Source organism: Rhizobium sp. Leaf262, from assembly GCF_001422245.1.
Taxonomy (GTDB): domain Bacteria; phylum Pseudomonadota; class Alphaproteobacteria; order Rhizobiales; family Rhizobiaceae; genus Agrobacterium.
This window is the reverse complement of sequence record NZ_LMMM01000016.1, coordinates 233,215-256,715: the sequence shown is the minus strand read 5'-3', so window position 1 is coordinate 256,715 and position 23,501 is coordinate 233,215. Positions and strand designations below refer to the sequence as shown.

Here is a 23,501-nt window from a genome sequence, read left to right as displayed (position 1 = left end):
GATTACGCGTGCGCGCAGCCGTCTTGCATGAAATCGGCATCCCCGGTCAACCGCCCGTTCGTCTTGCTGCTCCGGCCTCGAGCATGCTGAGGCCACCGTGAATGAGAACCGCAAGCACGGCGACGATCAGGCCGCCCTGCAGGATGAAAGCCAGATTGTTTGATTGTAGTCCCGCAATAATGACCTCCCCCAAGGTACGGGCTGCCACCGTCGAACCGATCGTGGCCGTCGACAGGCTGATGACGGCAGACAGTCGTATGCCTGCCAGAATAGCGGGAAAGGCCAAAGGCAACTCGACGCGCCATAGCCGTTGCAAGCCGGTCATCCCCACACCGCGTGCCGCTTCCATCACCGCTGGTGGTAGCGTTGTCAGTCCCGTCAGCGTGTTTTCGAAAACAGGCAGTAGGGCATAGAGAAAAAGCGCAGTCAGGGTCGGCTTTTCACCGAAGCCGATGATTGGAACGGCAAGGGCAAGGACCGCCACGGGCGGAAAGGTCTGTCCGACATTGACGATGCTGCGCGAGAGCGGCAGAAATTCCCGCCCGAATGGACGCGTGACGATGATGGCCAGCGTTCCGGCAATGATGGCAGCAGCACCTGTAGCTAGTGCGACGATTGCCAGATGAGAGAGCGTCAATGAAAGAAGATTTGCCTGCACATAGATGGCCGGTGCGTTGGTCTGAACCAAAGGCTGGAACAGCGGCTCGAACAGGATCGGCTGAGCCAGAAATGTCGCAAGCAGGAGGCCGAGTGCAAGCAGAATGATGGGACCGCGGTGAAGGCTCATGAAGGCCCCGCCGCATTTCTCAGCAGGGCCTCGCGACGGACGAGCCCGAGCAACTGACCATCAGGACCTGCGACCGGCAGCGTCTCGCAACCCGCCCACAACATTGCGGACAGGGCATCACGCTGCGTCATTGTTTCGGGCAGCGGTTCGCCTTCGCATGCTCCTGCTTCGATGATGGGGGCAAGAGATGATACAGAAAGGAGACGCAAGGCGCGTTCGCCTTCGCCAATCATCGTGCGAACGAATTCCGTGGCTGGGTTTCGAACCAAATCTGCCGGTGGGCCATATTGCACGATCCTGCCCTTGTCCATGACGGCAATCCGGTCGGCCAGATGGAACGCCTCGTCCATATCATGCGTCACCAGAACGATCGTCACACCGAGTTTCTTTTGAATCGAAAGCAGATCTTCCTGCGCCTTGGCGCGAATGATCGGATCGAGAGCGCCGAACGGTTCGTCCATCAACAGGATATTGGGTTCTGCCGCAAGCGCTCTGGCAACACCCACCCGTTGCTGTTGTCCGCCCGAAAGTTCGGTTGGAAAGCGTTTTGCATAAAGCGAGGGATCAAGCTGGAAGAGGGTCAGGAGCTCCAACACTTTCGCATCGATCCGGGCCCGATCCCAGCCGAGCAGTTCCGGCACGGTCGCGATATTCTGGGCAACGGTTCGGTGCGGAAAAAGCCCATGCCCCTGGATCGCATAGCCGATACTGCGGCGCAGCCTGTATCCCGGCATGTCCAGAATATTCTGACCGTCGATCCTTATGACACCGGATGTCGGCTCGACGAGGCGATTGATCATCCGCAGCAAAGTCGTCTTGCCTGAACCTGAAGTGCCGACGACAACGGTGATGCTGCGTGCCTGCATCGTCAGCGACACGTCATCGACGACCGTTGTGCCGTTATAGTCCTTCCGCAAAGTTTCGACTTCGATCATGTGCGGTTTTCCCGTTTGAGGAGTTGGCTGTCGATCAGCGCATCCAGAAGAATGGCGGCGGAGAAGCCGAGGATGACCGTGGGGATGGTACCGAGCAGCACGAGGTCCATCGCCGTTTGCCCGATGCCTTGAAAGACGAAGACGCCGAACCCGCCGCCGCCGATCAGCGCCGCAATGGTGGCAAGACCGATGTTCTGCACAAGGACGATGCGGATGCCCGTCAAAATGATAGGCAGGGCAAGAGGAAAATCGATCTTGAGAAGTCGTTGGGCGCTGGTCATTCCAAGACCGCGGGCTGCCTCTCTCACAGACGCTGACACGCCATCAAGTCCGACCACCGTGTTGGAGACAACAGGCAGCAAGGAATAAAGAAATAGCGTGACAAAAGCAGGAGCCGCGCCGATGCCCCTGATGCCGGCATCCGCCGCACCGGGTATATTGGCGGCAATCCATCCAAGCGGCGCGATGAGAAGGCCAAAAAGTGCGATAGACGGTACCGTCTGCACGATGTTCAGGCTGTTCATCACGCCAGAGCGAAGTTTCTTCACCTTGTAGCAAAGAACACCCAAGGGAATGCCGACAAGTGTCGCGGCAAACAACGACCCTAGAGCCAGTTGCACATGTCGTCCTGCTTCCGTCCAGAAAATATCGGCGCGGCTTTTATATTCCTTCAGCAGCGAGAGGTCGTCCCAATAGCCTGAGACAAGCACCGCTCCAATCAGGCCAAGCGACGACACAAGAAGCAGGACGCGCGTGGAAGGTTTGGGATCAAGCCGCGCGATTGCGTCTGTCGCCATCAGAACTAGGCCCGCCAGCAACAACCAGAAACCAATGGCCGGAGAAACGCGTGCGTAACTGTTGTCGGGCGGTGTCAGGTGCGATGCTGCAATACCAATCGTAAAGGCCAGCGCTGAAAGGCAAGCAAGCGCACACACAAGCCGCAGCGTTACTGCGCCTCGCAGCATCGCGATGAATGATGCCACCACCACAAGGGCGATCAACGCGTAGCTGAAAAATGCGGGTAGGGCTTCGAATATCGACCGCGTCTCGCCCTGTATGATCCGGTTTGCACGAAATGTTGCAAATGGCAGCAGCAGAAGTGTGTAGAAGAGAAGTGCTGCAATGATCACGCCCACCTTGTCAGGCGCGAACCGCAAGGCTCTCGGGCGTGATTCAATGTGCTGCAACGCGGCCTCTTACTGGACGAGGCCGTTGGTCGTGAGGAAGTCCAGCGCGACAGCTTTCGCCTGCTCGCCACCGACCTGAACGCGACCATTCAGTGCCTGAAGGGTCGCGAGATCGAGTTTTTCGAAAACCGGCTTCAGCATTTTCTCTATATCCGGATGCTTCTTCAGCACCTCTTCACGAATGATGGGAGCGGGCTGGTAGACGGGCTGCACATTCTTGTCGTCTTCCATCACGACGAGGCCGGACGGTGCGATGCCACCATCCGTGCCATATACCATGGCGGCGTTGGCATTATTGGTCTGGTTGGCAGCTGCAGCGATCGTTGCCGCGGTGTCGCCACCGGACAGTGTAATGAGCTGATCGGCCTTTAACGTGAAGCCGTAGGTTTTTTGAAACGCGGGAAGTGCTGCTGCCGAGTTCACGAATTCGGACGACGCTGCAAGGACGATCTGGCCACCGCCGGCCACGTATTTTCCAAGGTCGCTCAATGTTTTGAGATTGTTTTTGTCGGCTATGTCCTTGCGGATAGCGATGCCCCAGGTGTTGTTGGCAGGCGAAGGAGACAGCCAGACTATCTTGTTTGCGTCGTAGTCCAGTGTTTTGGCTTCTTCATAGGCCTTTGCGGCATCCTTCCAAAGAGGATCATCGGCCTTTTCGAAAAAGAAGGCGGCATTACCGGTATATTCAGGGTAGATATCGATCTCGCCAGCGGTAATCGCCTTGCGTACGACCGGCGTCGCGCCGAGCTGGATACGGTCCGTCGTCTCGATATTGTTCTTGTTCAAAACGGCAAGGATGATGTTTCCAAGCACGCTTCCCTCGGTGTCGATCTTGGAGGACACGACGACCTGTGCCTGAGCAATGGAAGCATAAAGGGCAAGCGCCAGTCCGGCGCCGGTGAGCTTCAGTAAACGCTTCATCAACGTTCTCCTTTTCAACAAGAGTCAGGAGGGAATTCATCCTCATGTCGATGCAAGCGATACTTCCCCGGTCCGGAGACGTTAACGAATGCGAAGCGCCGATGGTTGCATCAGAATTTCGAAGATTGCTAATTTTGTTGTCTGGAACACTTAGCCAGAAGCGCCGCTTCTCGGCTTGCGCATGACGAGCGGCATCAGCATCGACAAAAACAACAGGCGCAACACGTGGTGAGAACCGACATAAGCGGTATCGGCATGCATCATCACCGCCATGGCCGCCATTGTTTCAAGTCCGCCAGGAGCAAAGGCAATCATCACGGCATTCAAAGGCACGCCGGTGAGCCGTGAGACAGATACCGCAGCGATGGATGCCAGCAGGACGACGGCAACAGTCACCACTCCGCCTGCAAGAAACGCCTTTCGCATATCCCGCAGGGAGGCGCGAGAGAAGCGGGTGCCGATCATGCTTCCCAGCACGATGTAGGTCGGTTGGCTGAGCCAGCCGGGAACGCCACCGCTGGCCAGGCCGGTTATGTGAATGCCGATGGACACGGCAACGCCGCCCAGCAGCAGCGCGGCGGGAAAGCGCCAGCGCAGGAACAGCCATCCGACCGCCAGCGAAGCGAGAATGGTCAGCCCGAGAACGATCGGGTGCAGCGGCGGAGAAAGTGAGATCGGCTCGATGCTAACCAGATCGAAATAGTCAACGACGAGCGGGACGACGAGCGTAAGTGCGAGCACGCGGACACTCTGGATGACGCTCACGGTGGCCAGATCGCTCTTTGTTTCCGCGGTCAGACTTATGATGTAGCTGAGATGGCCGGGGGACGCCCCAAGCATCGACGTGTTGCGGTCATATCCAAAGCCGTAATGCAAAATCCAGAAGGCAACATAGAGCAGAACGACGACCGTGATCAGGACGGCAAGAAAGCTCAATGGCCAGGCCCTTGCCGCATCGATGACTTCAGGCGTGACGCTGGTTCCCATGGAAATGCCGACGACGACGAAGGACGCATTGCGCAACAGGGTCGGAACTGAAAGGCGTAAACCTGCAAGGCCGCCCATCGTTACCGCCAGTGCCGGCCCGCAGAGAAAAGGTGCCGGTAAACCCAGTGTCAGTGCGATCAAAGCGCCGAGGGTGCCGATGATTGCGGTAAGGACAAAGCTGCGGTGGTCTGGCTTGATGATCATTTCAAAATACGAATTGCAGTCGGAAAGCGCATGGAAATGGTCAATTGCGCCCTTTCATACCGCGTCGTCAACCGTCAGCGGTGCAAAAAAGAAAACCCGCGAACCGGGTTCGCGGGTTGATGACGTGACAACGAAAGGAAATCAGGCGGCTGGCAAGGCAGGGGCTGCAACCGACCCCGCGGCTGGACGGCGCTTGGCCATCGTGTCATCGAGGCCGAGAAGAAAACTGATTTGCGGACGTGCCTTGACGAGGTCGTCGATGGAATATTGCGTCAGTACGTCGAAGAAGGCGTTCAGCGCCTTGCGCAGAGCGGAGTTCAGGCCACAGCTATCGACGAGCGGGCATTCCACCGCGCCGTCTTCAAAGCACTCTGCCATGGCAAAACTGTCTTCCGTCACCTTGACGACGTCGAACAATGAAATCTTGTCGGCAGCGCGACCCAGTTTCACCCCACCATTACGACCGCGAACGGTCTCTACCAAGCCGGCCTTGTTGAGTGGCTGAAGAATCTTGAACAGAAACAATTCCGATACGCCGTAAGCTTTTGCGATTTCAGGAATGCGGCTGAGATGACCATCGTTGGCAGCGCAATACATCAACATGCGGACGGCATAGTTGGTCTGTTTGGTCAAACGCATGCTGATCTCCTAGCTTTAATCTGGAGCTATATAGTCTCTTTTTTAGTTTAGAACAATTCCAGAAATGAAAAAATCTCCAATGGATTTTCCAGACTCTCTTTTGCCCCGTTGACCCGTCTGCCGATTCATGAACAAACAACTCAAGAATCCAATTTATCGGAGACATCTCCCATGGCAAGAACGAAATCGATCCTACGTGCCATTGCAGCGACGGCGGTATTTGCCGGTGGAGGCATATCCACAGCCTTCGCGGACGGCGAAGTCAATGTCTATTCCTATCGCCAGCCGGAACTGATCCAGCCATTGCTGGATGCCTTTACAAAGAAGACGGGTATCGAAACGAACGTTCTGTTTCTCGACAAGGGACTGGTCGAGCGCATCCAGGCGGAAGGTGTCAATTCGCCTGCGGACATTCTGCTGACGGTCGATATCGCTCGCCTCGTTGAGGCGAAGGAAGGTAAGGTCACACAGCCCGTGCTCAATGACCCCATCATTGAAAAAGACATCCCGTCAAATCTGCGCGACCCCGAAGGCGAGTGGTTCGGACTGACGACACGCGGGCGGGTGGTCTATGCGTCCAAAGATCGCGTGGCCCAGAAAGACATCACCTATGAGGAGCTTGCCGACCCGAAGTGGAAGGGTAAGATTTGCATTCGCGATGGCCAGCATTCCTATAACATCGCACTTTTTGCGTCGATGATCGCGCATCACGGGGTGGACTACACCCGCACGTGGCTGACAGCACTCAAGAACAATCTGGCCCGCAAGCCCGATGGCACCGACCGCAGCCAGGCCAAGTCCATCTATTCCGGCGAATGCGATATAGCACTCGGCAACACCTATTATGTCGGCCTGATGCTGACCAATGAGCAAGAACCAGAGGAAAAAGTCTGGGCCAACTCCGTGCGCGTCATCTTTCCCAATGCCAATGACCGTGGCACCCACGTCAACATTTCTGGTGTGGCGATGACGAAATATGCGCCGAACAGGGACAATGCGCTCAAACTGATGGAATTCCTCGCCTCCGGCGAAGCCCAGGAAATCTATGCCCGTCAAGTTTTTGAATATCCGGTGCTCCCTGGCGCTCAGCCTTCGGATGTCGTTAAGAACTTCGGACCGATCAAGCCGGACACCTTGTCGCTGAAGGATATCGCCGCCCATCGCAAGGAGGCATCCGAACTGGTCGATGAAGTCGGCTTCAACGACGGTCCGTCGAATTAAGAGCTGCTAAGCTTGAAGGGGAATGCAGTGCCGTCTTCAATGCGGCACCTGAAAGTGGAATCAGCGACGCTTGCGGCGCAGGCGGATGACCACGTCGACATGGGCTATTTCCATACCCTCGGGAGGCTCCGGCAGATTGCCGATTTCCAGATTGTTGACCGGAATATCGAGGACCTCGTTTTCGCCTTCCACGAAAAAGTGGTGGTGGTCGGAAACATTGGTATCGAAGTAGGTTTTTGCACCCTCAACGGCCAGCACGCGAATGAGGCCCGCTTCCGTGAACTGATGCAACGTGTTGTAGACGGTCGCAAGCGAGATGGGGACGCCCGCGGTCACGGCTTCGTCGTGCAGCTCTTCCACGGTCAGATGGCGGTCACCCTTGGCAAAAAGAAGGTCGCCCAGCGCAACGCGCTGCCGCGTCGGGCGCAGGCCAAATCGGCGCAATCGCGTTCCAATGTCCAGTGTGGCGTCAAATGCCATGCAATGCGGCCCCAAAAACCGGTGAATAAACCCAATCGAAGGAGCATATAACTTTTACGCGCAGTGTTTTCAATAGTTTCCGGCCAGCGCAGCCGCGGCAAATGGCTGCAAAGCGGCGTTTTTTACAAATTTCCTCTGGTTCCAGCCTTACGCTTCCTGTATGCGGGCGCCATATTGAGGCTTGGCTTCATCGGCAAGACTAGGGATCGTAAATACAAGCTGCCCTTGTGGCACTTCATTTTTGGACCTAACTTGCGCTACGCAAGTCGAGCAACGAACAGTTAACGGGGAAACGGAAGCATATGGCAACGAGGCAATCCAGCTACAATTACGAGGAAATTCTGGCGTGCGGACGCGGCGAACTTTTCGGCCCCGGCAATGCACAGCTTCCTCTGCCTCCGATGCTGATGGTCCATCGCATCACAGAGATTTCCGAAACCGGCGGGGAATTCGACAAGGGCTTCATCCGTGCCGAGTATGATGTGAAGCCTGATGACTGGTACTTCCCCTGCCATTTCCAGGGCAACCCCATCATGCCCGGCTGCCTCGGGCTCGACGGCATGTGGCAGCTTACCGGCTTTTTCCTTGGCTGGCTGGGTGAGCCTGGTCGCGGCATGGCACTCTCTACGGGTGAAGTGAAGTTCAAGGGCATGGTTCGTCCCGAAACCAAGCTTCTCCAATACGGCATCGATTTCAAGCGCGTCATGCGCGGTCGCCTGGTTCTCGGCACTGCCGATGGCTGGCTTAAGGCCGATGGCGAAACCATTTATCAAGCGTCGGACCTGCGTGTCGGTCTGTCGAAAGAAAAGACCGCCTGACCCCTGATCGTTCAGGTGCGAGCGGCCCATGTCGCTCGCAGCCAGAATCCATCGCGCGGCAAACACAGAAAAGGTCAACTTTATGAGAAGAGTTGTAGTCACCGGCCTAGGTATTGTTTCATCCATCGGCAGCGATGCCGCAGAGGTTACGGCGTCCTTGAGAGATGCGAAGTCGGGGATTTCATTCTCGCCGGATTTTGCCGAGCATGGTTTCAAATGCCAGGTCTGGGGCAAGCCATCGCTCGACCCGACCGATCTGGTTGACCGTCGCGCCATGCGTTTCCTGTCTCAGGGTGGTGCCTGGAACCACGTTGCGATGAAGCAGGCGATTGCCGATTCCGGTCTGGAAGAAAGCGTCATCAGCGGCAATGAGCGCACCGGCATCATCATGGGTTCGGGTGGTCCGTCCACCCGCACCATTGTTGAGGCATCGGATATCACGCTCAAGAACAACAGCCCTAAGCGTATCGGTCCCTTTGCCGTGCCGAAGGCCATGTCTTCGACCGCATCTGCCACGCTTGCCACATGGTTCAAGATCCACGGCGTCAACTACTCCATCTCGTCGGCCTGCTCTACTTCTGCGCATTGCATCGGCAACGCGGCGGAAATGATCCAGTGGGGCAAGCAGGACGTGATGTTTGCGGGCGGCCATGAAGACCTCGACTGGTCCATGTCGAACCTGTTCGATGCCATGGGCGCCATGTCGTCCAAATATAACGATACTCCATCGGTCGCTTCGCGCGCCTATGACGCCAACCGTGACGGTTTCGTCATCGCTGGCGGTGCCGGTGTTCTGGTTCTGGAAGAGCTGGAACATGCCAAGGCACGCGGTGCCAAGATTTATGCCGAGATCGTTGGTTACGGCGCAACATCTGACGGTTACGACATGGTCGCGCCATCGGGTGAGGGTGCGATCCGCTGCATGCGTCAGGCGCTGGCAACGGTAAAGGGTGACGTCGATTACATCAACACCCACGGCACCTCCACACCTGTTGGCGACAGCAAGGAAATCGGCGCGATTCGCGAAGTGTTCGGTGCCAATATTCCGCATGTCCAGTCGACCAAGTCGCTCACGGGTCACTCGCTGGGTGCTGCCGGTGTGCAGGAATCCATATATGGCCTGCTGATGATGCAGGAACGTTTCATCGGCGAGAGCGCCCATATCGAGACGCTCGATCCTGAATTCGAGGGCGTGAACATCGTTCGAAAGCGCATCGACAACGCCAAGATCGACACGGTTTTGTCCAACTCCTTCGGCTTCGGCGGCACCAACGCCACGCTCGTCTTCCAGCGCTACAACGGATAATTGCCCATGAATGGCATCATGCAGGGAAAACGCGGCCTCATCATGGGTGTCGCAAACAACCACTCCATCGCCTGGGGCATTTCCAAGGCGCTGGCCGCCCAGGGCGCGGAGCTTGCCTTTACCTATCAGGGTGAGGCTCTGGGCAAGCGTGTGAAGCCGCTCGCCGCAGAACTCGGCTCCGACTTCATCGTTCCCTGTGACGTCGAGGATATCGCCTCGGTGGATGCCCTGTTTGATGCCGTGCGTGAGCGCTGGGGTTCGCTGGATTTCGTCGTCCACGCCATCGGTTTTTCCGACAAGAACGAACTGAAGGGTCTTTACGCAGATACGACGCGGGCAAACTTCAGCCGCACCATGGTCATTTCCTGCTTCTCCTTCACGGAAATCGCCAAGCGGGCTGCCGAACTGATGACCAATGGCGGCTCCATGCTGACGCTGACCTACAATGGCTCCCAGCGTGTCATCCCCAACTATAACGTCATGGGCGTGGCCAAGGCGGCTCTCGAAGCCTCCGTGCGCTACCTGGCTGCCGACTACGGTCCGAAGGGCATTCGCGTCAACGCCATTTCCGCCGGTCCGGTCCGGACACTGGCTGGCGCCGGTATCTCGGATGCGCGCGCGATTTTCTCCTGGAACCAGAAGAACGCACCGATGCGCCGCACGCCTGACATCGAGGATATCGGCGGTTCGGCGCTATACCTTCTGTCCAACCTGTCGCGTGGCGTGACCGGCGAATGTCACTATGTCGATGGCGGCTTCAACATCACGTCGATCCCGACGCTGGAAGTGCTTTACAACGCTGACAGCGAATAAGGCGAAACGCCGATACAATAACAGAAGCCTGGTCACGCCGGGCTTTTTCCTTTCCGCTCAGACCGGATCGAAGCCGAACAATTCTTCCGGGTTTGTCACAAGTGCCTTGCGTCGGGCTTCATCCGAAGGCAGCCATGACAGGACCGTGTCCAGCAGGTCTGCATCGTTAGGATATTCCTCTGTGGTCTTGGCATTGTTATGGGGCCAGTTGGTGCCCCAGATGATGCGATCCGGTGCGTATTCGGCGATTACCCTTGCCACAGTGGCGATGTCTTCGAAATCGGGTCCACCTGAACGACTGGATTCGTAGCAGCCTGCGAATTTGAACCAGCAATTGCCCTTATCGATTAATCGCTTCACGGCCGCAATCTGGGGGCTGTCGGGTGTCACGCCCGCAAAGAACTTGCCATGGTGATCCAGAATCCAGCGGCTCTTGACCGCAGCAAGTCTTTCTTCGTGGTCGAGAATGTGAGAGCCATCGAACTGCACAGCGATGCACCAGCCGAGTTCTTGCGACAGACTGTCGACCTCTTCCAGATGACTGAGGTCGACGGCACCGCCTGGTAAATCCATGATGCGTGCGCCGACCACGCCAGCCTCGGTCAGTTCCTGAAGTTCATCGAGCGAGGTCTGGCGGGTGATGACCGCCACGCCACGGGCTACGCTGCCGACTGCCTTCAAGCAGGCGATCAGATTGCCATTGTCGCGCTGATGGGCATTGCCCTGGGTTATCACAACACGATCGATGCCAAGCCAGCGCATCAAACGACGATACTCCTGCGGGTCTGGCGTCCCTTCAGGAACGGGCGGCCCACCCGCTTGCTGAGGAAAACCTGGCAGATACATGTGCATCTGCGTGTCTATCGTACCCTTTGGCATGACCACGCGTGGGGCCCGGCCTTCGAACGTTCTTTCGATTGTCATAAAATTCCTCCGGGCTCACGCCCTTTCATAAGCGGGACGCAGCGGTTGACGGCAGGGTGCGCAAGGCCGTGTGCCCCGCGCGATCAGCGATCGCCCTGCCGCAACATGGCGCGGTAGCGCTGTTGGCTTCCCTTTAAATGCTGACGCATCGCTTCGCGGGCCGCCACGGCGTCTCCGTCCGAAATGGCGTGGACGATGACATCGTGCTCCTTTTGGAGTTGCTGGAGATAGGAGGCGGCTGTTTTCTCCGACTGCGATGACCGTAGCGCCGCGCGTGGAATAACGTTCTGCCCCATCACTTCCAAAAACTCCCGGAAGCGCGGATTGTTTGTGGCGTCCGCAATGGCAAGGTGCAGCTTGAAGTCCGCCTCGGCTGTCGGCTCGCCATTTTCGATGCAGCTTTGCACGGCGGAAAGACAGCGGATAATGGCCTCTTCCTGCGCTGGCGAGCGGCGAACCGCCGCAAGTTCGGCAGCTTCTGTCTCGACCGCAGCGCGCAATTCAAGGAGCTCGATGATCGAGGAGATGCGATCGTGGTCGACGTCCTGGAAGGGTTGGGGTTGCTGTGTCGGTAGCGTCAGAACGAAGATGCCAGCGCCATGACGGGCCTCCACCAGCTTGTCGGCGCGTAGCGCTGCCACGGCCTCACGCACGACCGTGCGGCTCACCTTGTAAAGCTCCGTCAACCCTGCCTCGCTGGGCAGCTTGTCGCCTGGTTTGTATTCACCCGACAAAATGGCGTGCCGTAAGGCGTCTGCCGTCTGGCTGACGAGCGAGCCGCCGGAGCGTCCGACTGAGGATTGTTCTTTTACGCCGCCTTCGACGGTTTCTTGGACGCTGGACAAGGTGTCACTCCGGGCAATTTCGAGACATCGCAGACGCGCGCCATCTTCATGATCGATCAGGATTTAGCAAATATCCCGTAACGAGCGGGATTTGGCAATATTTATATTATTTCCATCCCTCATTGATATGATCTCCGAGTTGCGGCTCCAGTCGGAAAATCGTTCTGATACGGGAAATGCAAGATTTTCACGCAATACAATTTAAACGAAGCCACGGTAAAGTTCTATCGCATAAAAGCTTTGCGGCAGACATGCTTTCCCGTCATGAAGATAGAAAAAGCTCTATGCGATCGGTTTTTAACAAAGCAGGACTGGCTCGGAGATTTATACGCTCGCGCGATGGCGCTGCGGCAATCGAGTTTGCAATCCTCGCCATACCGTATTTTCTCGTTGTCTTTGCCATTATCGAAACCTTCCTGGCCCTGATCGGCGAGCAACTGGTGTCGAATGCGACAGACACGATGGCGCGCAGATTGCGCACCGGGCAAATAGCCAGCACGATCACCCGTGACGAGTTTCGCAAACAGTTCTGCGCGGAAGTCTCCATCCTGATCACCTGCACGGCCGAAGAGATCAAGACGCCACAAAAACTTTACATCGATCTGAGAAAATTTTCTGCCTTCGCCGATATCCCCAAGTCCATACCGCTGACGCCGAACGGGCAGTATTACGACCTGGACACATCGGCCTTTGGTTTCTCACCGGGCGGTCCCAGCACGATCAACATGCTGCGCGTCTACTATCGTTGGCAGGTCACCACCGATCTGATCCGGCCTTTTTTAACGAGAATTCGCCCCAAGGATGGCTCGATGCCATCCCATTTCCTGATCGTTGCAACGGACGCTTATCTTAATGAAGCCTATCAATGAGCGCACAGGCATGAAAAGACGATCACGCGCTGTCCTCCATGCCTTCGTGTCAACGCTGAAACGTCTGAAGAACGACCGCAGGGGCGTCGGCGCGGTGGAATTCGCGATCATCTTTCCGCTTCTGATGGCGCTTTACATCACCGCCTTCGAACTCACCATCGGCTTCAGCGTCTACAAGCGCGCCACCCGCGCAGCCGGCTCGATTGCGGATCTGGTGTCCCAGCCCCAAACCGTCAACAAGGCTTATCTCGGCACCATGAAGGATGTGGCAGCGGCGATCTTCGTGCCGTATGGAACGACAGGCCTGACACTTAAGATCACAGGCATTCAGGTCGACGCGAACAAGGTGGCCAAAGTGAGCTGGTCGTGGGATCAAAATGATAAGCGGCCCTATCCGGTCAATAGCATCGTTGTCATCCCGGACAATCTCAGGCAGGCAAACGCCTTTCTCATCCACGCGGAACTGACCATCCCGCATACGCTCTTGATGGTGATGTCGACGCTCTCGTCGAAACTCACGCCCATCACCATTGGTCGAGACTATTATTTTGCCAAGCGCGAGGCCGATCCCATTACCTGTTCGGATTGCTGATCGTTCTCAGTTGAATGAATAAAAAAGCCGCGGAGCCCAGACGGTCCGCGGCTTTCGTTTTCAATATCAGCGGTTCACTCGGACGGCATGTCCAGTGTGCGGCTGAAATAGAGCGCGACGATCGTGCAGACCGCACCCGACAATAGGTAGATGCCGACTGCAAACAGTCCGAACTTCGATGAGAAACCGAGAGCAACCAGCGGAGCGAAGCCAGCACCGATCAGCCATGATATGTCCGATGTCAGAGACGCGCCGGTATAGCGATATTCGCGGCTGAAACGGGAGGCAAGCGCGCCGCCGGACTGGCCGAAAGACAGACCCAGCAAAGCGAAGCCGATCAATACGAAAAGATAGCGTCCAATGTCACCGGACGACAAAAGCACCGGCGCCATGAAGCTGAAGATCGCGATCAGGGCAGCGGCAATGCCGATCAGCTTGCGGCGGCCGATCTTGTCCGACAGCACACCCGACACGACGATCATGCCGCCAGCGATAATGGCGCTGACGAACTGCACGAACAGAAAGTCGGACACACGCTGGTTTGTGTTGAGTGACACCCAGCTGAGCGGAAACACCGTGACGAGGTGGAAGAGCGCAAAGCTCGCCAGAGGCACGAAGGCACCGGTCAGAACGACGCGGGACTGATTGCGCAGCATCTGGAACATCGGCTTGGGTTCCAGCTCATGCTGCTGCAACATGGTCTGGAATTCGGGCGTCACGATCATGCGCAGACGGGCAAACAGCGCTAGCACGTTGAGTGCCAGTGCCACGAAGAACGGGAAGCGCCAGCCCCATGCCAGGAATTCCGGGTTGGACAGCTGCGTGGTGAAGATGATGAAGAAGGCACTGGCAAGGCCAAAGCCCATGGCAGCACCAAGCTGCGGCATCATCGCGTACCAGCCGCGCTGTTTTTCAGGCGCGTTCATGGCCAGCAGGGATACCAGACCATCCCAGGCGCCGCCAAGGCCGATGCCCTGACCGATGCGGAACACGGCGAGCAGGAGCGGTGCGATCATGCCTGCGTCGTCATAGGACGGCAGGAAGCTGATCGCCATGGTCGATCCACAGAGCGTGAACAGTGCAGCCGTCAGTTTGACGGCGCGACCGAACTTGCGGTCGATCTGTAAAAACAGGAGGGAGCCGATCGGGCGGGCAATGAAGGCCAGCGAGAAGACGGCGAAGGAATAGAGCGTTGCGGTCAGCGGATCGACGAAAGAGAAGAAGACGTGAGGGAAGACCAGTGCCGATGCGATGGCATAGACGAAAAAGTCGAAAAACTCAGTCATTCTGGCCAGAATGACCGCGATCGTAATGCGATCGGGGTCCACTGCCACCGGCGTTGTCGGTTGGCCTTTTCGCCCATTGTGGTCCGTATAGGACGTGTCGGTGTAGCTCATAAATTCCCTCCTGCGTATGGACATGCCATGACCATAACGCCCGGCGCTCCTCTATCGCCGACGTTATGCGACGGATTGTCACACAGGGGTTCAAAGGCGTCAAATGAAGATTACGCGTAAGGGCTTGCTCACCCGCGATCCTATGAGATAATGGACCGTTCTCTGCGTTCCGGCGCCGCTCCGGGTGCAGCAAAGATTGCGGCTCGAAAATTTATGCTGCACCGCGACAAACTACCTCATGTCATTTATGACGTTTGATAAGTATACGCCACACTACCAAAAACAGTACGAGTACCAGAACGTGCGCACGCTCATGAAAATTCCATCTGCCCTCCTGGCCATTTCGTCTTTGCTGCTGTTAAGCGGCTGCGATCTCGTTGTGATGAACCCTGCGGGTGATATCGCCGTCCAGCAGCGCGACCTGATCATCACCTCCACCGTGTTGATGCTCCTCATCATCGTTCCGGTCCTTGCTCTCACGCTCTTCTTTGCCTGGAAGTACCGCGCATCCGCAAAGGCGGAGGATTACGATCCGGAATGGCATCACTCTACGCGTCTTGAAATGGTGATCTGGTCGGCTCCGGTCGCTATCATCCTGATGCTGGGAACGGTGACCTGGATTGCGACCCACCGTCTTGATCCGTACCGTCCGATCGAGCGCATCGATGAAAACCGTCAGGTGACGGTCGACATGAAGCCGATCACCGTCGAAGTGGTGGCCATGGACTGGAAGTGGCTGTTCTTCTACCCGGAACTGGGTATCGGCAGCGTCAACGAATTCGCAGCGCCCGTCGATGTGCCGATCAACTTCAAGATCACCGGCACCACGGCGATGAACTCGTTCTTCGTGCCTGCACTGGCCGGCCAGATCTACGCCATGGGCGGCATGCAGACGAAGCTGCACGCGGTCATTAACAAGCCCGGCGTTTATGACGGCTTCTCGGCCAACTTCTCCGGCCCGGGCTTCTCGCACATGCGCTTCAAGTTCCACGGACTGAGCCAGGAAGGCTTCGACCAGTGGGTTGCCAAGGCGAAGGATGGCGGCAAGGGCTTTGGCCGCATGGAATATCTCGAATTCGCAAAGCCAAGCGAACGCGAGCCCGTGCAGTATTTCGCCAATGTCGATCCAGAGCTTTACTACGCGATCCTCAACCGTTGCGTCGAGCCCAACAAGCTGTGCATGCGTGACATGATGCATATCGACGCCAATGGCGGCGGCGGCAAGGAAGGCATCGATATCGCCAAGGCTTTGAACTCCGTGGTCTGCACGCCGCTTTCGCCTTATGGCGTCGCGTCCGGCCCGCAGTCTGTGCCTGCGGCCATCGAAGGCCAGACATTCGAGCCGGCGGCTTTGCCAGATACGAAGGCGCAACTGCCGTCCTCAGGCAAAAGCGCAGGCTGAAGACATGAATTGCCTCAGAGCCGCGCGAGGTTCGCGCCGCTCTGAGCATGCCGGTTCTTCCGGTCCGTAGATTTAATGATGTGGAGTGTTTCTATTCGTCCAAATGGACGAGCGATACTCCGAAAATCGCAAGAGGCTAAAATGGTCGTCAATACCGATCAAACGTCGTTTCTTTTCGGGAAGCTGACGTGGGAATCCATCCCCATTCATGAGCCCATTCTGATCGTGACCTTCGCGGTTGTGGCGCTCGGTGGCGCAGCCGTGCTTGGTGCGCTCACCTATTTCCGGCTCTGGGGTTATCTCTGGAAGGAATGGTTTACATCTATCGATCACAAGAAGATCGGTATCATGTATATTATTCTGGCCCTCGTTATGCTGCTGCGCGGTTTTGCCGACGCCATCATGATGCGCCTCCAGCAGGCTATTTCCTCCGGTGGTTCGGAAGGTTATCTCAACCCGCACCATTACGACCAGATTTTCACCGCCCACGGCGTGATCATGATCTTCTTCATGGCGATGCCGATGATCACCGGTCTGATGAACTACATCATTCCGCTGCAGATCGGTGCGCGTGACGTGTCCTTCCCGTTCCTCAACAACTTCTCCTTCTGGATGACCACGGCTGGTGCCGTCATCACCATGATCTCGCTTTTCATCGGTGAATATGCCCAGACCGGCTGGCTGGCCTATCCGCCGCTGTCGGGCATTCAGGGAAGTCCGAGTGTCGGCGTCGACTATTATATCTGGGGTCTGCAGATTGCCGGTGTGGGAACGACGCTGTCGGGTATCAACCTGATCGTCACCATCATCAAGATGCGCGCACCCGGCATGACCCTGATGCGCCTGCCGATCTTCGTCTGGACGTCGCTGTGTTCGAACATCCTGATCGTGGCGTCCTTCCCGATCCTGACAGGCACGCTCGCGCTTCTGACACTTGACCGTTACGTTGGTACGAATTTCTTCACCAACGATCTCGGCGGCAACCCGATGATGTATGTCAACCTCATCTGGATCTGGGGCCACCCGGAAGTCTACATTCTAGTGCTGCCAGCCTTCGGCATCTTCTCCGAGATCGTGTCGACCTTCTCCAACAAGCGCCTGTTCGGTTACGCCTCGATGGTCTATGCGACGGTGGTCATCACCATTCTCGCTTACGTCGTGTGGCTGCACCACTTCTTCACCATGGGTTCGGGTGCCAGCGTCAATGCCTTCTTCGGCATCACGACCATGATCATCTCGATCCCGACCGGTGCGAAGATCTTCAACTGGCTCTTCACCATGTATAAGGGCCGCATCACCTTCGATGTGCCGATGCTGTGGGCCATGGGCTTCATGATCACCTTCGTCATCGGCGGCATGACGGGCGTGCTGCTCGCCGTTCCTCCGGCAGACTTCGTGCTGCACAACTCGCTGTTCCTGATCGCCCACTTCCACAACACGATCATCGGCGGCGTGGTCTTCGGTGTTCTCGCAGGTATCGCCTACTGGTTCCCGAAAGCTTTCGGTTACCGCCTCGATCCATTCTGGGGTAAGCTGTCCTTCTGGTTCTGGTTCGTCGGCTTCTACTTCGCCTTCATGCCGCTCTATGTTCTCGGCCTGATGGGTGTAACCCGCCGCCTGAGCCAGTTCGAAGACACCTCGCTTCAAATCTGGTTCATCATCGCTGCCTTCGGTGCATTCCTCATCGCACTCGGCATTGCCTCCTTCATCATCCAGCTTATCGTCAGCTTCCTGCGACGCGAAGAGCTGCGCGATGTGACCGGCGATCCCTATGGCGGTCGCACGCTGGAATGGTCCACCTCTTCTCCGCCGCCTGCCTACAACTTCGCCTTCACGCCCGTCGTGCATGAGGTCGATGCCTGGGCGCACATGAAGAAGCATGGTGCGGAACGTCCGGTCGATGGCTTCATCCCCATCCACATGCCGAAGAACACCGGCACGGGCGTCATCATCAGCGCGATCAGCGTCGTGCTTGGCTTTGCACTGGTGTGGCACATCTGGTGGCTGGCAATCGTCTCGATGGTTGCGATCATCGCGGTCTCCATCGCCCACACCTTCAACTACAATCGCGACTATTACATCCCGGTTTCGGATGTGACGGAAGTCGAAGCAGAACGTACGAAGCTGCTGGCAACTCAGGCGTAACAGAATGTCTCAAGCACCTGTCCAGAGCGCCGATGGCGCAGAAAAGCCGGTCTTCTACCTGAAGGAAGACCACCACCCGGAAAACGGTACATCCATCGGTTTCTGGCTGTATCTGATGAGCGACTGCCTGATCTTCGCAACGCTCTTTGCAACCTATGCCGTTGTCGGCCGCAGCTATGCGGCCGGTCCTTCCGGCGCTGACCTCTTCGATCTTAAGCTTGTGGCGATCAACACCGGTTTCCTTCTCTTTTCCTCCATCACCTATGGCTTTGCCATGCTGGAGGCACAGAAGAAGAAGATCAACACGACGCTGATCTGGCTCGCCATCACCGGCCTGTTCGGTCTGGCCTTTCTCGGGCTGGAACTCTACGAATTTTACCACCTGATCCACGAGGGTGCGACACCACAGCGCTCTGCCTTCCTGTCGGCCTTCTTTGCGCTGGTCGGCACGCACGGTCTGCACGTCACCTTCGGCGTCATCTGGCTGGTCACGCTCATGGTGCAGGTCAAGAAGTTCGGCCTGCATGCTGAAAACATGCGCCGCCTGACGTGCCTGTCCATGTTCTGGCACTTCCTCGACGTGATCTGGATCGGCGTCTTTTCCTTTGTCTATCTGGTTGGAGTTCTGTGATGAGTGCAAACACACACGACCATAGCCACGATCACGGTCATGCACATGACCATGGTCATGACCACCACCACGATAGCGGCGAAGATCACGGCTCCTTCAAGAGCTACATGATCGGCTTCATCCTCTCAGTCATCCTGACGGCTATTCCGTTCTGGCTGGTCATGGGCGATGTCCTCGACAACCGCACCACAACCGTCATCGTTATCATGATCTTCGGTGTGATCCAGGTTTTCGTGCACATGATCTACTTCCTGCACATGAACACAAAGTCGCAGGGCGGCTGGACCTTCATGTCGCTGCTGTTCACGCTGGTCGTCGTCATGATCACGCTCGTCGGCTCTCTCTGGGTCATGTACAACATGAACAAGAACATGATGCCGACCATGACGATGGAGCAGATGCGCAACATGCCGTAACCGGCATTGCTGCAACCTTCTGGCGGCCCGCGCAACACGCGGGCCGCTCTTCTCCGAGAGACACAAAACCCATGAATCGGAGAGCGGATTCATGGGGTTTTCTGTTGAGCGGGAAAGCTCGAATGACCATTCAAAATGAAAACACGCCGCGCAGGGGCATCCGCCCTGCGGCCATCGTCGTCATCCTCATGACCGTTGTGCTGACCGGTTGCCTCTTGGCGCTCGGCACATGGCAGGTCAACCGGCTGGCATGGAAGCGGGACCTGATTGCCAATGTCGAGGCGCGCGCCCATGCCGCCCCCGTGGAAGTGCCTGCGGTTAGCGAATGGCCTGCCATGACCGACCCATCGCAATACGAATATCGCCGCGTCCACCTGTCCGGCACGTTCCGCCATCGCGACGAAGTGCAGGTCTATACCGTCTCCGATCTCGGCCCCGGCTATTGGGTGCTGACGCCGCTTCAACGGGATGACGGTTCCTCCGTCATCGTCAACCGTGGCTTCGTGCCGACCGACAAGCGCGAGCCTTCCACGCGACCGCAAGGCGAAGTCGAAGGCCGCGTCGATGTTATCGGTTTGATGCGCGCGCCTGAGACCGGCGGGCTTTTCTTGCGCACCAACGATCCGCAGAACAATCGCTGGTATTCCCGCAATATCACCCAGATTGCCGAGATAAAACAAATCGCGAATGCCGCGCCCTTCTACGTCGATGCGGATACCACACCCAATCCGGGCGGCTTCCCCATCGGTGGCAAGACCATGCTGACTTTCCCCAACAACCACCTGTCCTATGCCATCACATGGTACATTCTGGCGGGCATGGTGGTGGCTGCGGGCTGGTATGTCACGCGCAACCTCAATGCGCCGAAAGATGCAGGCAAGGACGCCCCCACAGGCGTTCAAGAGAGTGCTTAAAGAAAGCGTTTCACCTTTTCTCTCGCGGTGATTATATCACTCGTTTGTTATCGCGGTCTCTGCGCCGCGCTTTTTGGGTGACGCATGGCACGGGCCTTTCTTCTTGTTCTTGATTCCTTCGGTGTCGGTGGCGCGCCGGATGCCGAGCAATATGGCGATCTCGGCTCCAACACGCTTGGCCACATCGCCGAGTTCTGCGCTGCCGGTGCCGCGGATCGCTTGGGGCTACGCTCCGGCCTACTGAAACTGCCGAACATGTCGGCGCTCGGGCTTTTGAACATCGCCCAGCTTTCCAGCGGCGAAACACCGGCTGGCATGGAGCCGCCCGAACGCATCTATGGCATCCACGGCTGCGCCAATGAGGTGTCGAAGGGCAAGGATACACCATCGGGCCATTGGGAAATTGCAGGTACACCGGTCCGGTTCGACTGGGGGTATTTCCCAACCGAGGGCGATGCTTTCTCTCCTGAACTGGTCGAAGCGATTTGCGAGCAGGGCGAGGTGCCCGGCATTCTCGGAAATTGCCACGCATCCGGCACCGAGATCATTGCGCGTTTCGGTGCAGAGCACATCCGCACCGGCAAACCCATCTGCTATACGTCGTCGGATTCGGTGTTCCAGATCGCCGCGCATGAGACGCATTTCGGGCTGGAGCGGCTGATCGCCTTTTGCCAGACGGTGCGCAAGCTGGTCGATCCGCTCAATATCGGTCGTGTCATCGCCCGTCCATTTACCGGCGAAACCGTCGCTACGTTTGAGCGAACCGGCAATCGTCGCGATTTTTCCGTGCTGCCGCCGGAGCCAACTTTGCTTGATCGTCTGGTGGAGATGGACCGCAAGGTGCTGGCCATCGGCAAGATCGAAGATATCTATGCCCATCAGGGCATTTCGCGCGTTATCAAGGCCAATGGCAATGACGCGCTGATGGATGCAACCTTGCAGGCGATGGAAGAGGCCGAAAACGGCGATCTCGTCTTCACCAATTTCGTCGATTTCGACATGATCTACGGCCACCGCCGCGATGTGGCGGGTTATGCCGCAGCACTTGAAGCCTTTGACGCCCGCCTGCCGGAAATTCACCGCAAGATGCAGCCGGGCGACATCGCCATTCTCACCGCCGACCATGGCTGCGACCCGACATGGCGCGGCACGGACCATACCCGCGAGCGCGTGCCGATCATGGCCTTCGGGCCCGGCATCCGCGAACGCAATATCGGCATTCGCTCATCCTACGCTGATATCGGCGAGAGCATCGCTTCCCATCTCAGCATACCAACCGGCCGCCACGGCAGGAGTTTCATGTGACGTCGCATTTGTTGAAAGCAGAAATCCACTGCCATCTGGAAGGTGCCGCCCCGCCCTCGTTGGTGGCACAGCAGGCAAAGAAATACGGCATAGACAGCAGCAGCTTCCTGCGCGATGGCGCTTACATCTGGACGGATTTTGCCGAATTCATCCGCTGCTATGATGCCGTGGCCCAGGTCTTCAAGACCGAGGAGGATTATGGGCTCCTGGCCGAGACCTATCTGACAGAACTGGCTGGCGAAAACACCATCTACAGCGAACTCATCATTTCGCCCGATCACGGTGACCGCATTGGTTTGGGCGCGGATGCCTATCTCTCTGGCATCGCTGCAGGCATTGCGGCAGCCAAAGAGAAGACCGGCATTGAAGCGCGCATCATCGTCACCGGCGAGCGTCACTTCGGCCCGGAAAGCGTGATCGCTGCTGCGGAATATGCCGCGCGCGTCAAGCACCCGCTGATCACGGGCTTCAACATGGCAGGCGAGGAGCGCATGGGCCGCGTGGCCGATTATGCCCACGCCTTCGACATTGCCCGTGATGCCGGGTTGGGGCTGACTATTCATGCGGGTGAAGTTTGTGGCGCTTTCAGCGTGGCGGACGCGCTCGATCTCGTCAAACCGCAGCGTATCGGCCACGGCGTGCGATCCATCGAAGACGACGCCTTGGTCGCGCGGCTGGTGGAACTCGGCACGGTTTTGGAGGTCTGCCCCGGTTCCAACATTGCGCTCAACGTCTACCCGGATTTCGAAAGTCACCCCCTGAAACGGCTTCGTGACGCGGGCGTGCGCGTCTGCATCAGCTCGGATGATCCACCGTTCTTCCACACCTCACTGGCGCAGGAATACGAGATCGCCCGCCACGCCTTTGGGTTTAGCGATGCGGAGATCAATGGCATGACACGCACCGCGCTAGAGGCCGCGTTTGTGGATGAGGGCACACGCGCCAAGCTGCTTGCCAAGCTGGATGCGCAGTCTCCAGCGGCATAAATCGGGTGGGAACGGAGGTGCAAAATGTGCTTCTGGTCTTGCGAAAGCCGCGCATTCGGTGAAATACAGAGACATCATAGATAAAAGAAAAGGCCAGCTTCATGGACGGCGTCACCGTTATCGCTCATCCCCTCGTGCAGCACAAACTCACCATCATGCGCAAGAAGGAAACCTCGACCGCCGGTTTCCGCCGCCTGCTGCGGGAAATCTCGACGCTGCTCTGCTACGAGGTCACGCGCGATCTGGAAATGACGATGGAAACCATCGAAACGCCGATGCAGACCATCGAAGCGCCGGTTCTGGAAGGCAAGAAGCTGGTGTTTGCCTCCATCCTGCGTGCTGGCAACGGCCTGCTGGAAGGCATGCTTGAGCTCGTTCCCTCCGCCCGCGTCTCGCATATCGGTGTCTACCGCGATCACGACACGCTTGAGGCCGTCGAATATTTCTTCAAGGCACCGGACAATCTCGATGCGCGCCTGATCATCGTGGTCGATCCGATGCTGGCCACCGGCAATTCGTCTATCGCGGCTGTCGAGAAGCTGAAGGAACGGGGCGCGAAGAACATGCGCTTCCTCTGCCTGCTGGCAGCACCCGAGGGCATCAAGAACTTCCGCGAAGCGCACCCGGATGTTCCGATCTACACGGCTGCCATCGACAGCCACCTGAACGAACAGGGCTATATCATGCCCGGCCTGGGTGACGCGGGCGACCGCATGTACGGCACCAAGTAACACGCATAAAAAATGCGCCCTCAGCGATGAGGGCGCATGATCATCG

Annotated in this window: 24 protein-coding genes; 14 read left to right on the top strand and 10 right to left on the bottom strand. The window is 57.4% G+C overall.

Going from position 1 to position 23,501, the window contains the following annotated elements; translation table 11 throughout:
• Positions 1 to 46 precede the first annotated feature (46 nt).
• The 6 genes from ASF29_RS15410 to rirA form a co-directional block, all read right to left on the bottom strand.
• Positions 47 to 787: an ABC transporter permease gene (locus tag ASF29_RS15410; RefSeq protein ID WP_062451536.1), complete on the bottom strand. Its 741-nt coding sequence runs from the start codon at positions 785 to 787 to the stop codon at positions 47 to 49.
• Positions 784 to 1,722 (bottom strand): ABC transporter ATP-binding protein, encoded by a 939-nt coding sequence (locus ASF29_RS15405; protein ID WP_062451535.1) that lies wholly within the window; start codon positions 1,720 to 1,722, stop codon positions 784 to 786. Before ASF29_RS15405 ends, ASF29_RS15410 begins: the two co-directional genes overlap by 4 nt.
• Entirely contained in the window at positions 1,719 to 2,879 is a 1,161-nt protein-coding gene (locus ASF29_RS15400) for an ABC transporter permease (RefSeq protein WP_062451534.1), read from the bottom strand. Before ASF29_RS15400 ends, ASF29_RS15405 begins: the two co-directional genes overlap by 4 nt.
• Positions 2,880 to 2,918: 39 nt before the next feature.
• Positions 2,919 to 3,830, bottom strand: a complete 912-nt coding sequence (locus ASF29_RS15395; RefSeq protein WP_062451533.1) for an ABC transporter substrate-binding protein — start codon at positions 3,828 to 3,830, stop codon at positions 2,919 to 2,921.
• A gap of 150 nt (positions 3,831 to 3,980) precedes the next feature.
• The gene (locus tag ASF29_RS15390; RefSeq protein WP_062451532.1) at positions 3,981 to 5,021 is read right to left on the bottom strand and encodes an AbrB family transcriptional regulator; all 1,041 of its coding nucleotides are present in this window, start codon (positions 5,019 to 5,021) and stop codon (positions 3,981 to 3,983) included.
• 141 nt (positions 5,022 to 5,162) lie between these two features.
• Positions 5,163 to 5,660, bottom strand: a complete 498-nt coding sequence (gene rirA, locus ASF29_RS15385; protein WP_062451531.1) for an iron-responsive transcriptional regulator RirA — start codon at positions 5,658 to 5,660, stop codon at positions 5,163 to 5,165.
• A gap of 171 nt (positions 5,661 to 5,831) precedes the next feature.
• Between rirA and ASF29_RS15380 the strand changes: the two genes are divergently transcribed.
• Positions 5,832 to 6,881 carry a Fe(3+) ABC transporter substrate-binding protein gene (locus ASF29_RS15380; protein ID WP_062451530.1) on the top strand — a complete coding sequence of 350 codons (1,050 nt, stop codon included), beginning with the start codon at positions 5,832 to 5,834 and terminating at the stop codon, positions 6,879 to 6,881.
• 60 nt (positions 6,882 to 6,941) lie between these two features.
• Here ASF29_RS15380 and irrA read toward each other — a convergent pair whose 3' ends face one another.
• Positions 6,942 to 7,361, bottom strand: a complete 420-nt coding sequence (gene irrA, locus ASF29_RS15375; RefSeq protein WP_062451529.1) for an iron response transcriptional regulator IrrA — start codon at positions 7,359 to 7,361, stop codon at positions 6,942 to 6,944.
• Positions 7,362 to 7,663: 302 nt separating this feature from the next.
• On the opposite strand from irrA, the gene fabA reads away from it, so the two are divergent.
• From fabA to fabI, 3 genes are all read left to right on the top strand, one after another.
• A complete protein-coding gene (gene fabA, locus ASF29_RS15370; protein ID WP_062451528.1) occupies positions 7,664 to 8,179 on the top strand; it encodes a 3-hydroxyacyl-[acyl-carrier-protein] dehydratase FabA in 516 nt (171 codons plus the stop codon).
• An 82-nt stretch (positions 8,180 to 8,261) separates the two neighbouring features.
• Complete coding sequence (gene fabB / locus ASF29_RS15365; RefSeq protein WP_062451691.1) at positions 8,262 to 9,485, top strand: beta-ketoacyl-ACP synthase I; 1,224 nt, start codon at positions 8,262 to 8,264, stop codon at positions 9,483 to 9,485.
• Positions 9,486 to 9,491: 6 nt separating this feature from the next.
• On the top strand, positions 9,492 to 10,298 hold the full coding sequence (gene fabI, locus ASF29_RS15360) for an enoyl-ACP reductase FabI (protein WP_062451527.1): 807 nt from the start codon (positions 9,492 to 9,494) through the stop codon (positions 10,296 to 10,298).
• A gap of 57 nt (positions 10,299 to 10,355) precedes the next feature.
• Here the strand turns inward: fabI and ASF29_RS15355 are convergent, their stop codons facing one another.
• Positions 10,356 to 11,222 (bottom strand): amidohydrolase family protein, encoded by an 867-nt coding sequence (locus tag ASF29_RS15355; protein WP_062451526.1) that lies wholly within the window; start codon positions 11,220 to 11,222, stop codon positions 10,356 to 10,358.
• 83 nt (positions 11,223 to 11,305) lie between these two features.
• A complete protein-coding gene (locus tag ASF29_RS15350) occupies positions 11,306 to 12,067 on the bottom strand; it encodes a FadR/GntR family transcriptional regulator (RefSeq protein WP_062451525.1) in 762 nt (253 codons plus the stop codon).
• Positions 12,068 to 12,351: 284 nt separating this feature from the next.
• Between ASF29_RS15350 and ASF29_RS15345 the strand changes: the two genes are divergently transcribed.
• Together ASF29_RS15345 and ASF29_RS15340 are read left to right on the top strand one after the other, a co-directional pair.
• Positions 12,352 to 12,936 carry a TadE/TadG family type IV pilus assembly protein gene (locus tag ASF29_RS15345; RefSeq protein ID WP_062451524.1) on the top strand — a complete coding sequence of 195 codons (585 nt, stop codon included), beginning with the start codon at positions 12,352 to 12,354 and terminating at the stop codon, positions 12,934 to 12,936.
• Positions 12,937 to 12,946: 10 nt separating this feature from the next.
• Complete coding sequence (locus ASF29_RS15340) at positions 12,947 to 13,528, top strand: TadE/TadG family type IV pilus assembly protein (RefSeq protein WP_062451523.1); 582 nt, start codon at positions 12,947 to 12,949, stop codon at positions 13,526 to 13,528.
• Positions 13,529 to 13,602: 74 nt separating this feature from the next.
• Here the strand turns inward: ASF29_RS15340 and ASF29_RS15335 are convergent, their stop codons facing one another.
• The gene (locus ASF29_RS15335) at positions 13,603 to 14,925 is read right to left on the bottom strand and encodes an MFS transporter (protein WP_062451522.1); all 1,323 of its coding nucleotides are present in this window, start codon (positions 14,923 to 14,925) and stop codon (positions 13,603 to 13,605) included.
• Positions 14,926 to 15,238: 313 nt separating this feature from the next.
• On the opposite strand from ASF29_RS15335, the gene cyoA reads away from it, so the two are divergent.
• The 8 genes from cyoA to upp all read left to right on the top strand — a co-directional run bounded on the left by cyoA (position 15,239) and on the right by upp (position 23,455).
• Positions 15,239 to 16,327: a ubiquinol oxidase subunit II gene (cyoA, locus tag ASF29_RS15330; RefSeq protein ID WP_062451690.1), complete on the top strand. Its 1,089-nt coding sequence runs from the start codon at positions 15,239 to 15,241 to the stop codon at positions 16,325 to 16,327.
• A gap of 141 nt (positions 16,328 to 16,468) precedes the next feature.
• Complete coding sequence (gene cyoB, locus ASF29_RS15325; RefSeq protein WP_062451521.1) at positions 16,469 to 18,472, top strand: cytochrome o ubiquinol oxidase subunit I; 2,004 nt, start codon at positions 16,469 to 16,471, stop codon at positions 18,470 to 18,472.
• A 4-nt stretch (positions 18,473 to 18,476) separates the two neighbouring features.
• Positions 18,477 to 19,103 (top strand): cytochrome o ubiquinol oxidase subunit III, encoded by a 627-nt coding sequence (gene cyoC / locus ASF29_RS15320; protein WP_062451520.1) that lies wholly within the window; start codon positions 18,477 to 18,479, stop codon positions 19,101 to 19,103.
• Positions 19,103 to 19,519 carry a cytochrome o ubiquinol oxidase subunit IV gene (gene cyoD, locus ASF29_RS15315; protein ID WP_062451519.1) on the top strand — a complete coding sequence of 139 codons (417 nt, stop codon included), beginning with the start codon at positions 19,103 to 19,105 and terminating at the stop codon, positions 19,517 to 19,519. Before cyoC ends, cyoD begins: the two co-directional genes overlap by 1 nt.
• Positions 19,520 to 19,641: 122 nt before the next feature.
• Positions 19,642 to 20,433: an SURF1 family protein gene (locus tag ASF29_RS15310; protein ID WP_062451518.1), complete on the top strand. Its 792-nt coding sequence runs from the start codon at positions 19,642 to 19,644 to the stop codon at positions 20,431 to 20,433.
• Positions 20,434 to 20,517: 84 nt separating this feature from the next.
• Positions 20,518 to 21,738 (top strand): phosphopentomutase, encoded by a 1,221-nt coding sequence (locus ASF29_RS15305; protein WP_062451517.1) that lies wholly within the window; start codon positions 20,518 to 20,520, stop codon positions 21,736 to 21,738.
• The gene (locus ASF29_RS15300; RefSeq protein WP_062451516.1) at positions 21,735 to 22,724 is read left to right on the top strand and encodes an adenosine deaminase; all 990 of its coding nucleotides are present in this window, start codon (positions 21,735 to 21,737) and stop codon (positions 22,722 to 22,724) included. The genes ASF29_RS15305 and ASF29_RS15300 overlap by 4 nt, the downstream gene beginning before the upstream one ends.
• 101 nt (positions 22,725 to 22,825) lie before the next feature.
• Complete coding sequence (gene upp / locus ASF29_RS15295) at positions 22,826 to 23,455, top strand: uracil phosphoribosyltransferase (protein WP_062451515.1); 630 nt, start codon at positions 22,826 to 22,828, stop codon at positions 23,453 to 23,455.
• Positions 23,456 to 23,501 lie beyond the last annotated feature (46 nt).

Excerpts from the sequence above, each read along its gene's own strand:
- ASF29_RS15410 (WP_062451536.1), bottom strand. The coding sequence starts at position 787 with ATGAGCCTTCACCGCGGTCCCATCATTCTGCTTGCACTCGGCCTCCTG.
- ASF29_RS15405 (WP_062451535.1), bottom strand. The coding sequence starts at position 1,722 with ATGATCGAAGTCGAAACTTTGCGGAAGGACTATAACGGCACAACGGTC.
- ASF29_RS15395 (WP_062451533.1), bottom strand. The coding sequence starts at position 3,830 with ATGAAGCGTTTACTGAAGCTCACCGGCGCCGGACTGGCGCTTGCCCTT.
- ASF29_RS15390 (WP_062451532.1), bottom strand. The coding sequence starts at position 5,021 with ATGATCATCAAGCCAGACCACCGCAGCTTTGTCCTTACCGCAATCATC.
- rirA (WP_062451531.1), bottom strand. The coding sequence starts at position 5,660 with ATGCGTTTGACCAAACAGACCAACTATGCCGTCCGCATGTTGATGTAT.
- ASF29_RS15380 (WP_062451530.1), top strand. The coding sequence starts at position 5,832 with ATGGCAAGAACGAAATCGATCCTACGTGCCATTGCAGCGACGGCGGTA.
- irrA (WP_062451529.1), bottom strand. The coding sequence starts at position 7,361 with ATGGCATTTGACGCCACACTGGACATTGGAACGCGATTGCGCCGATTT.
- fabA (WP_062451528.1), top strand. The coding sequence starts at position 7,664 with ATGGCAACGAGGCAATCCAGCTACAATTACGAGGAAATTCTGGCGTGC.
- fabB (WP_062451691.1), top strand. The coding sequence starts at position 8,262 with ATGAGAAGAGTTGTAGTCACCGGCCTAGGTATTGTTTCATCCATCGGC.
- fabI (WP_062451527.1), top strand. The coding sequence starts at position 9,492 with ATGAATGGCATCATGCAGGGAAAACGCGGCCTCATCATGGGTGTCGCA.
- ASF29_RS15355 (WP_062451526.1), bottom strand. The coding sequence starts at position 11,222 with ATGACAATCGAAAGAACGTTCGAAGGCCGGGCCCCACGCGTGGTCATG.
- ASF29_RS15345 (WP_062451524.1), top strand. The coding sequence starts at position 12,352 with ATGCGATCGGTTTTTAACAAAGCAGGACTGGCTCGGAGATTTATACGC.
- ASF29_RS15340 (WP_062451523.1), top strand. The coding sequence starts at position 12,947 with ATGAAAAGACGATCACGCGCTGTCCTCCATGCCTTCGTGTCAACGCTG.
- ASF29_RS15335 (WP_062451522.1), bottom strand. The coding sequence starts at position 14,925 with ATGAGCTACACCGACACGTCCTATACGGACCACAATGGGCGAAAAGGC.
- cyoA (WP_062451690.1), top strand. The coding sequence starts at position 15,239 with ATGAAAATTCCATCTGCCCTCCTGGCCATTTCGTCTTTGCTGCTGTTA.
- cyoB (WP_062451521.1), top strand. The coding sequence starts at position 16,469 with ATGGTCGTCAATACCGATCAAACGTCGTTTCTTTTCGGGAAGCTGACG.
- cyoC (WP_062451520.1), top strand. The coding sequence starts at position 18,477 with ATGTCTCAAGCACCTGTCCAGAGCGCCGATGGCGCAGAAAAGCCGGTC.
- cyoD (WP_062451519.1), top strand. The coding sequence starts at position 19,103 with ATGAGTGCAAACACACACGACCATAGCCACGATCACGGTCATGCACAT.
- ASF29_RS15310 (WP_062451518.1), top strand. The coding sequence starts at position 19,642 with ATGACCATTCAAAATGAAAACACGCCGCGCAGGGGCATCCGCCCTGCG.
- ASF29_RS15305 (WP_062451517.1), top strand. The coding sequence starts at position 20,518 with ATGGCACGGGCCTTTCTTCTTGTTCTTGATTCCTTCGGTGTCGGTGGC.
- upp (WP_062451515.1), top strand. The coding sequence starts at position 22,826 with ATGGACGGCGTCACCGTTATCGCTCATCCCCTCGTGCAGCACAAACTC.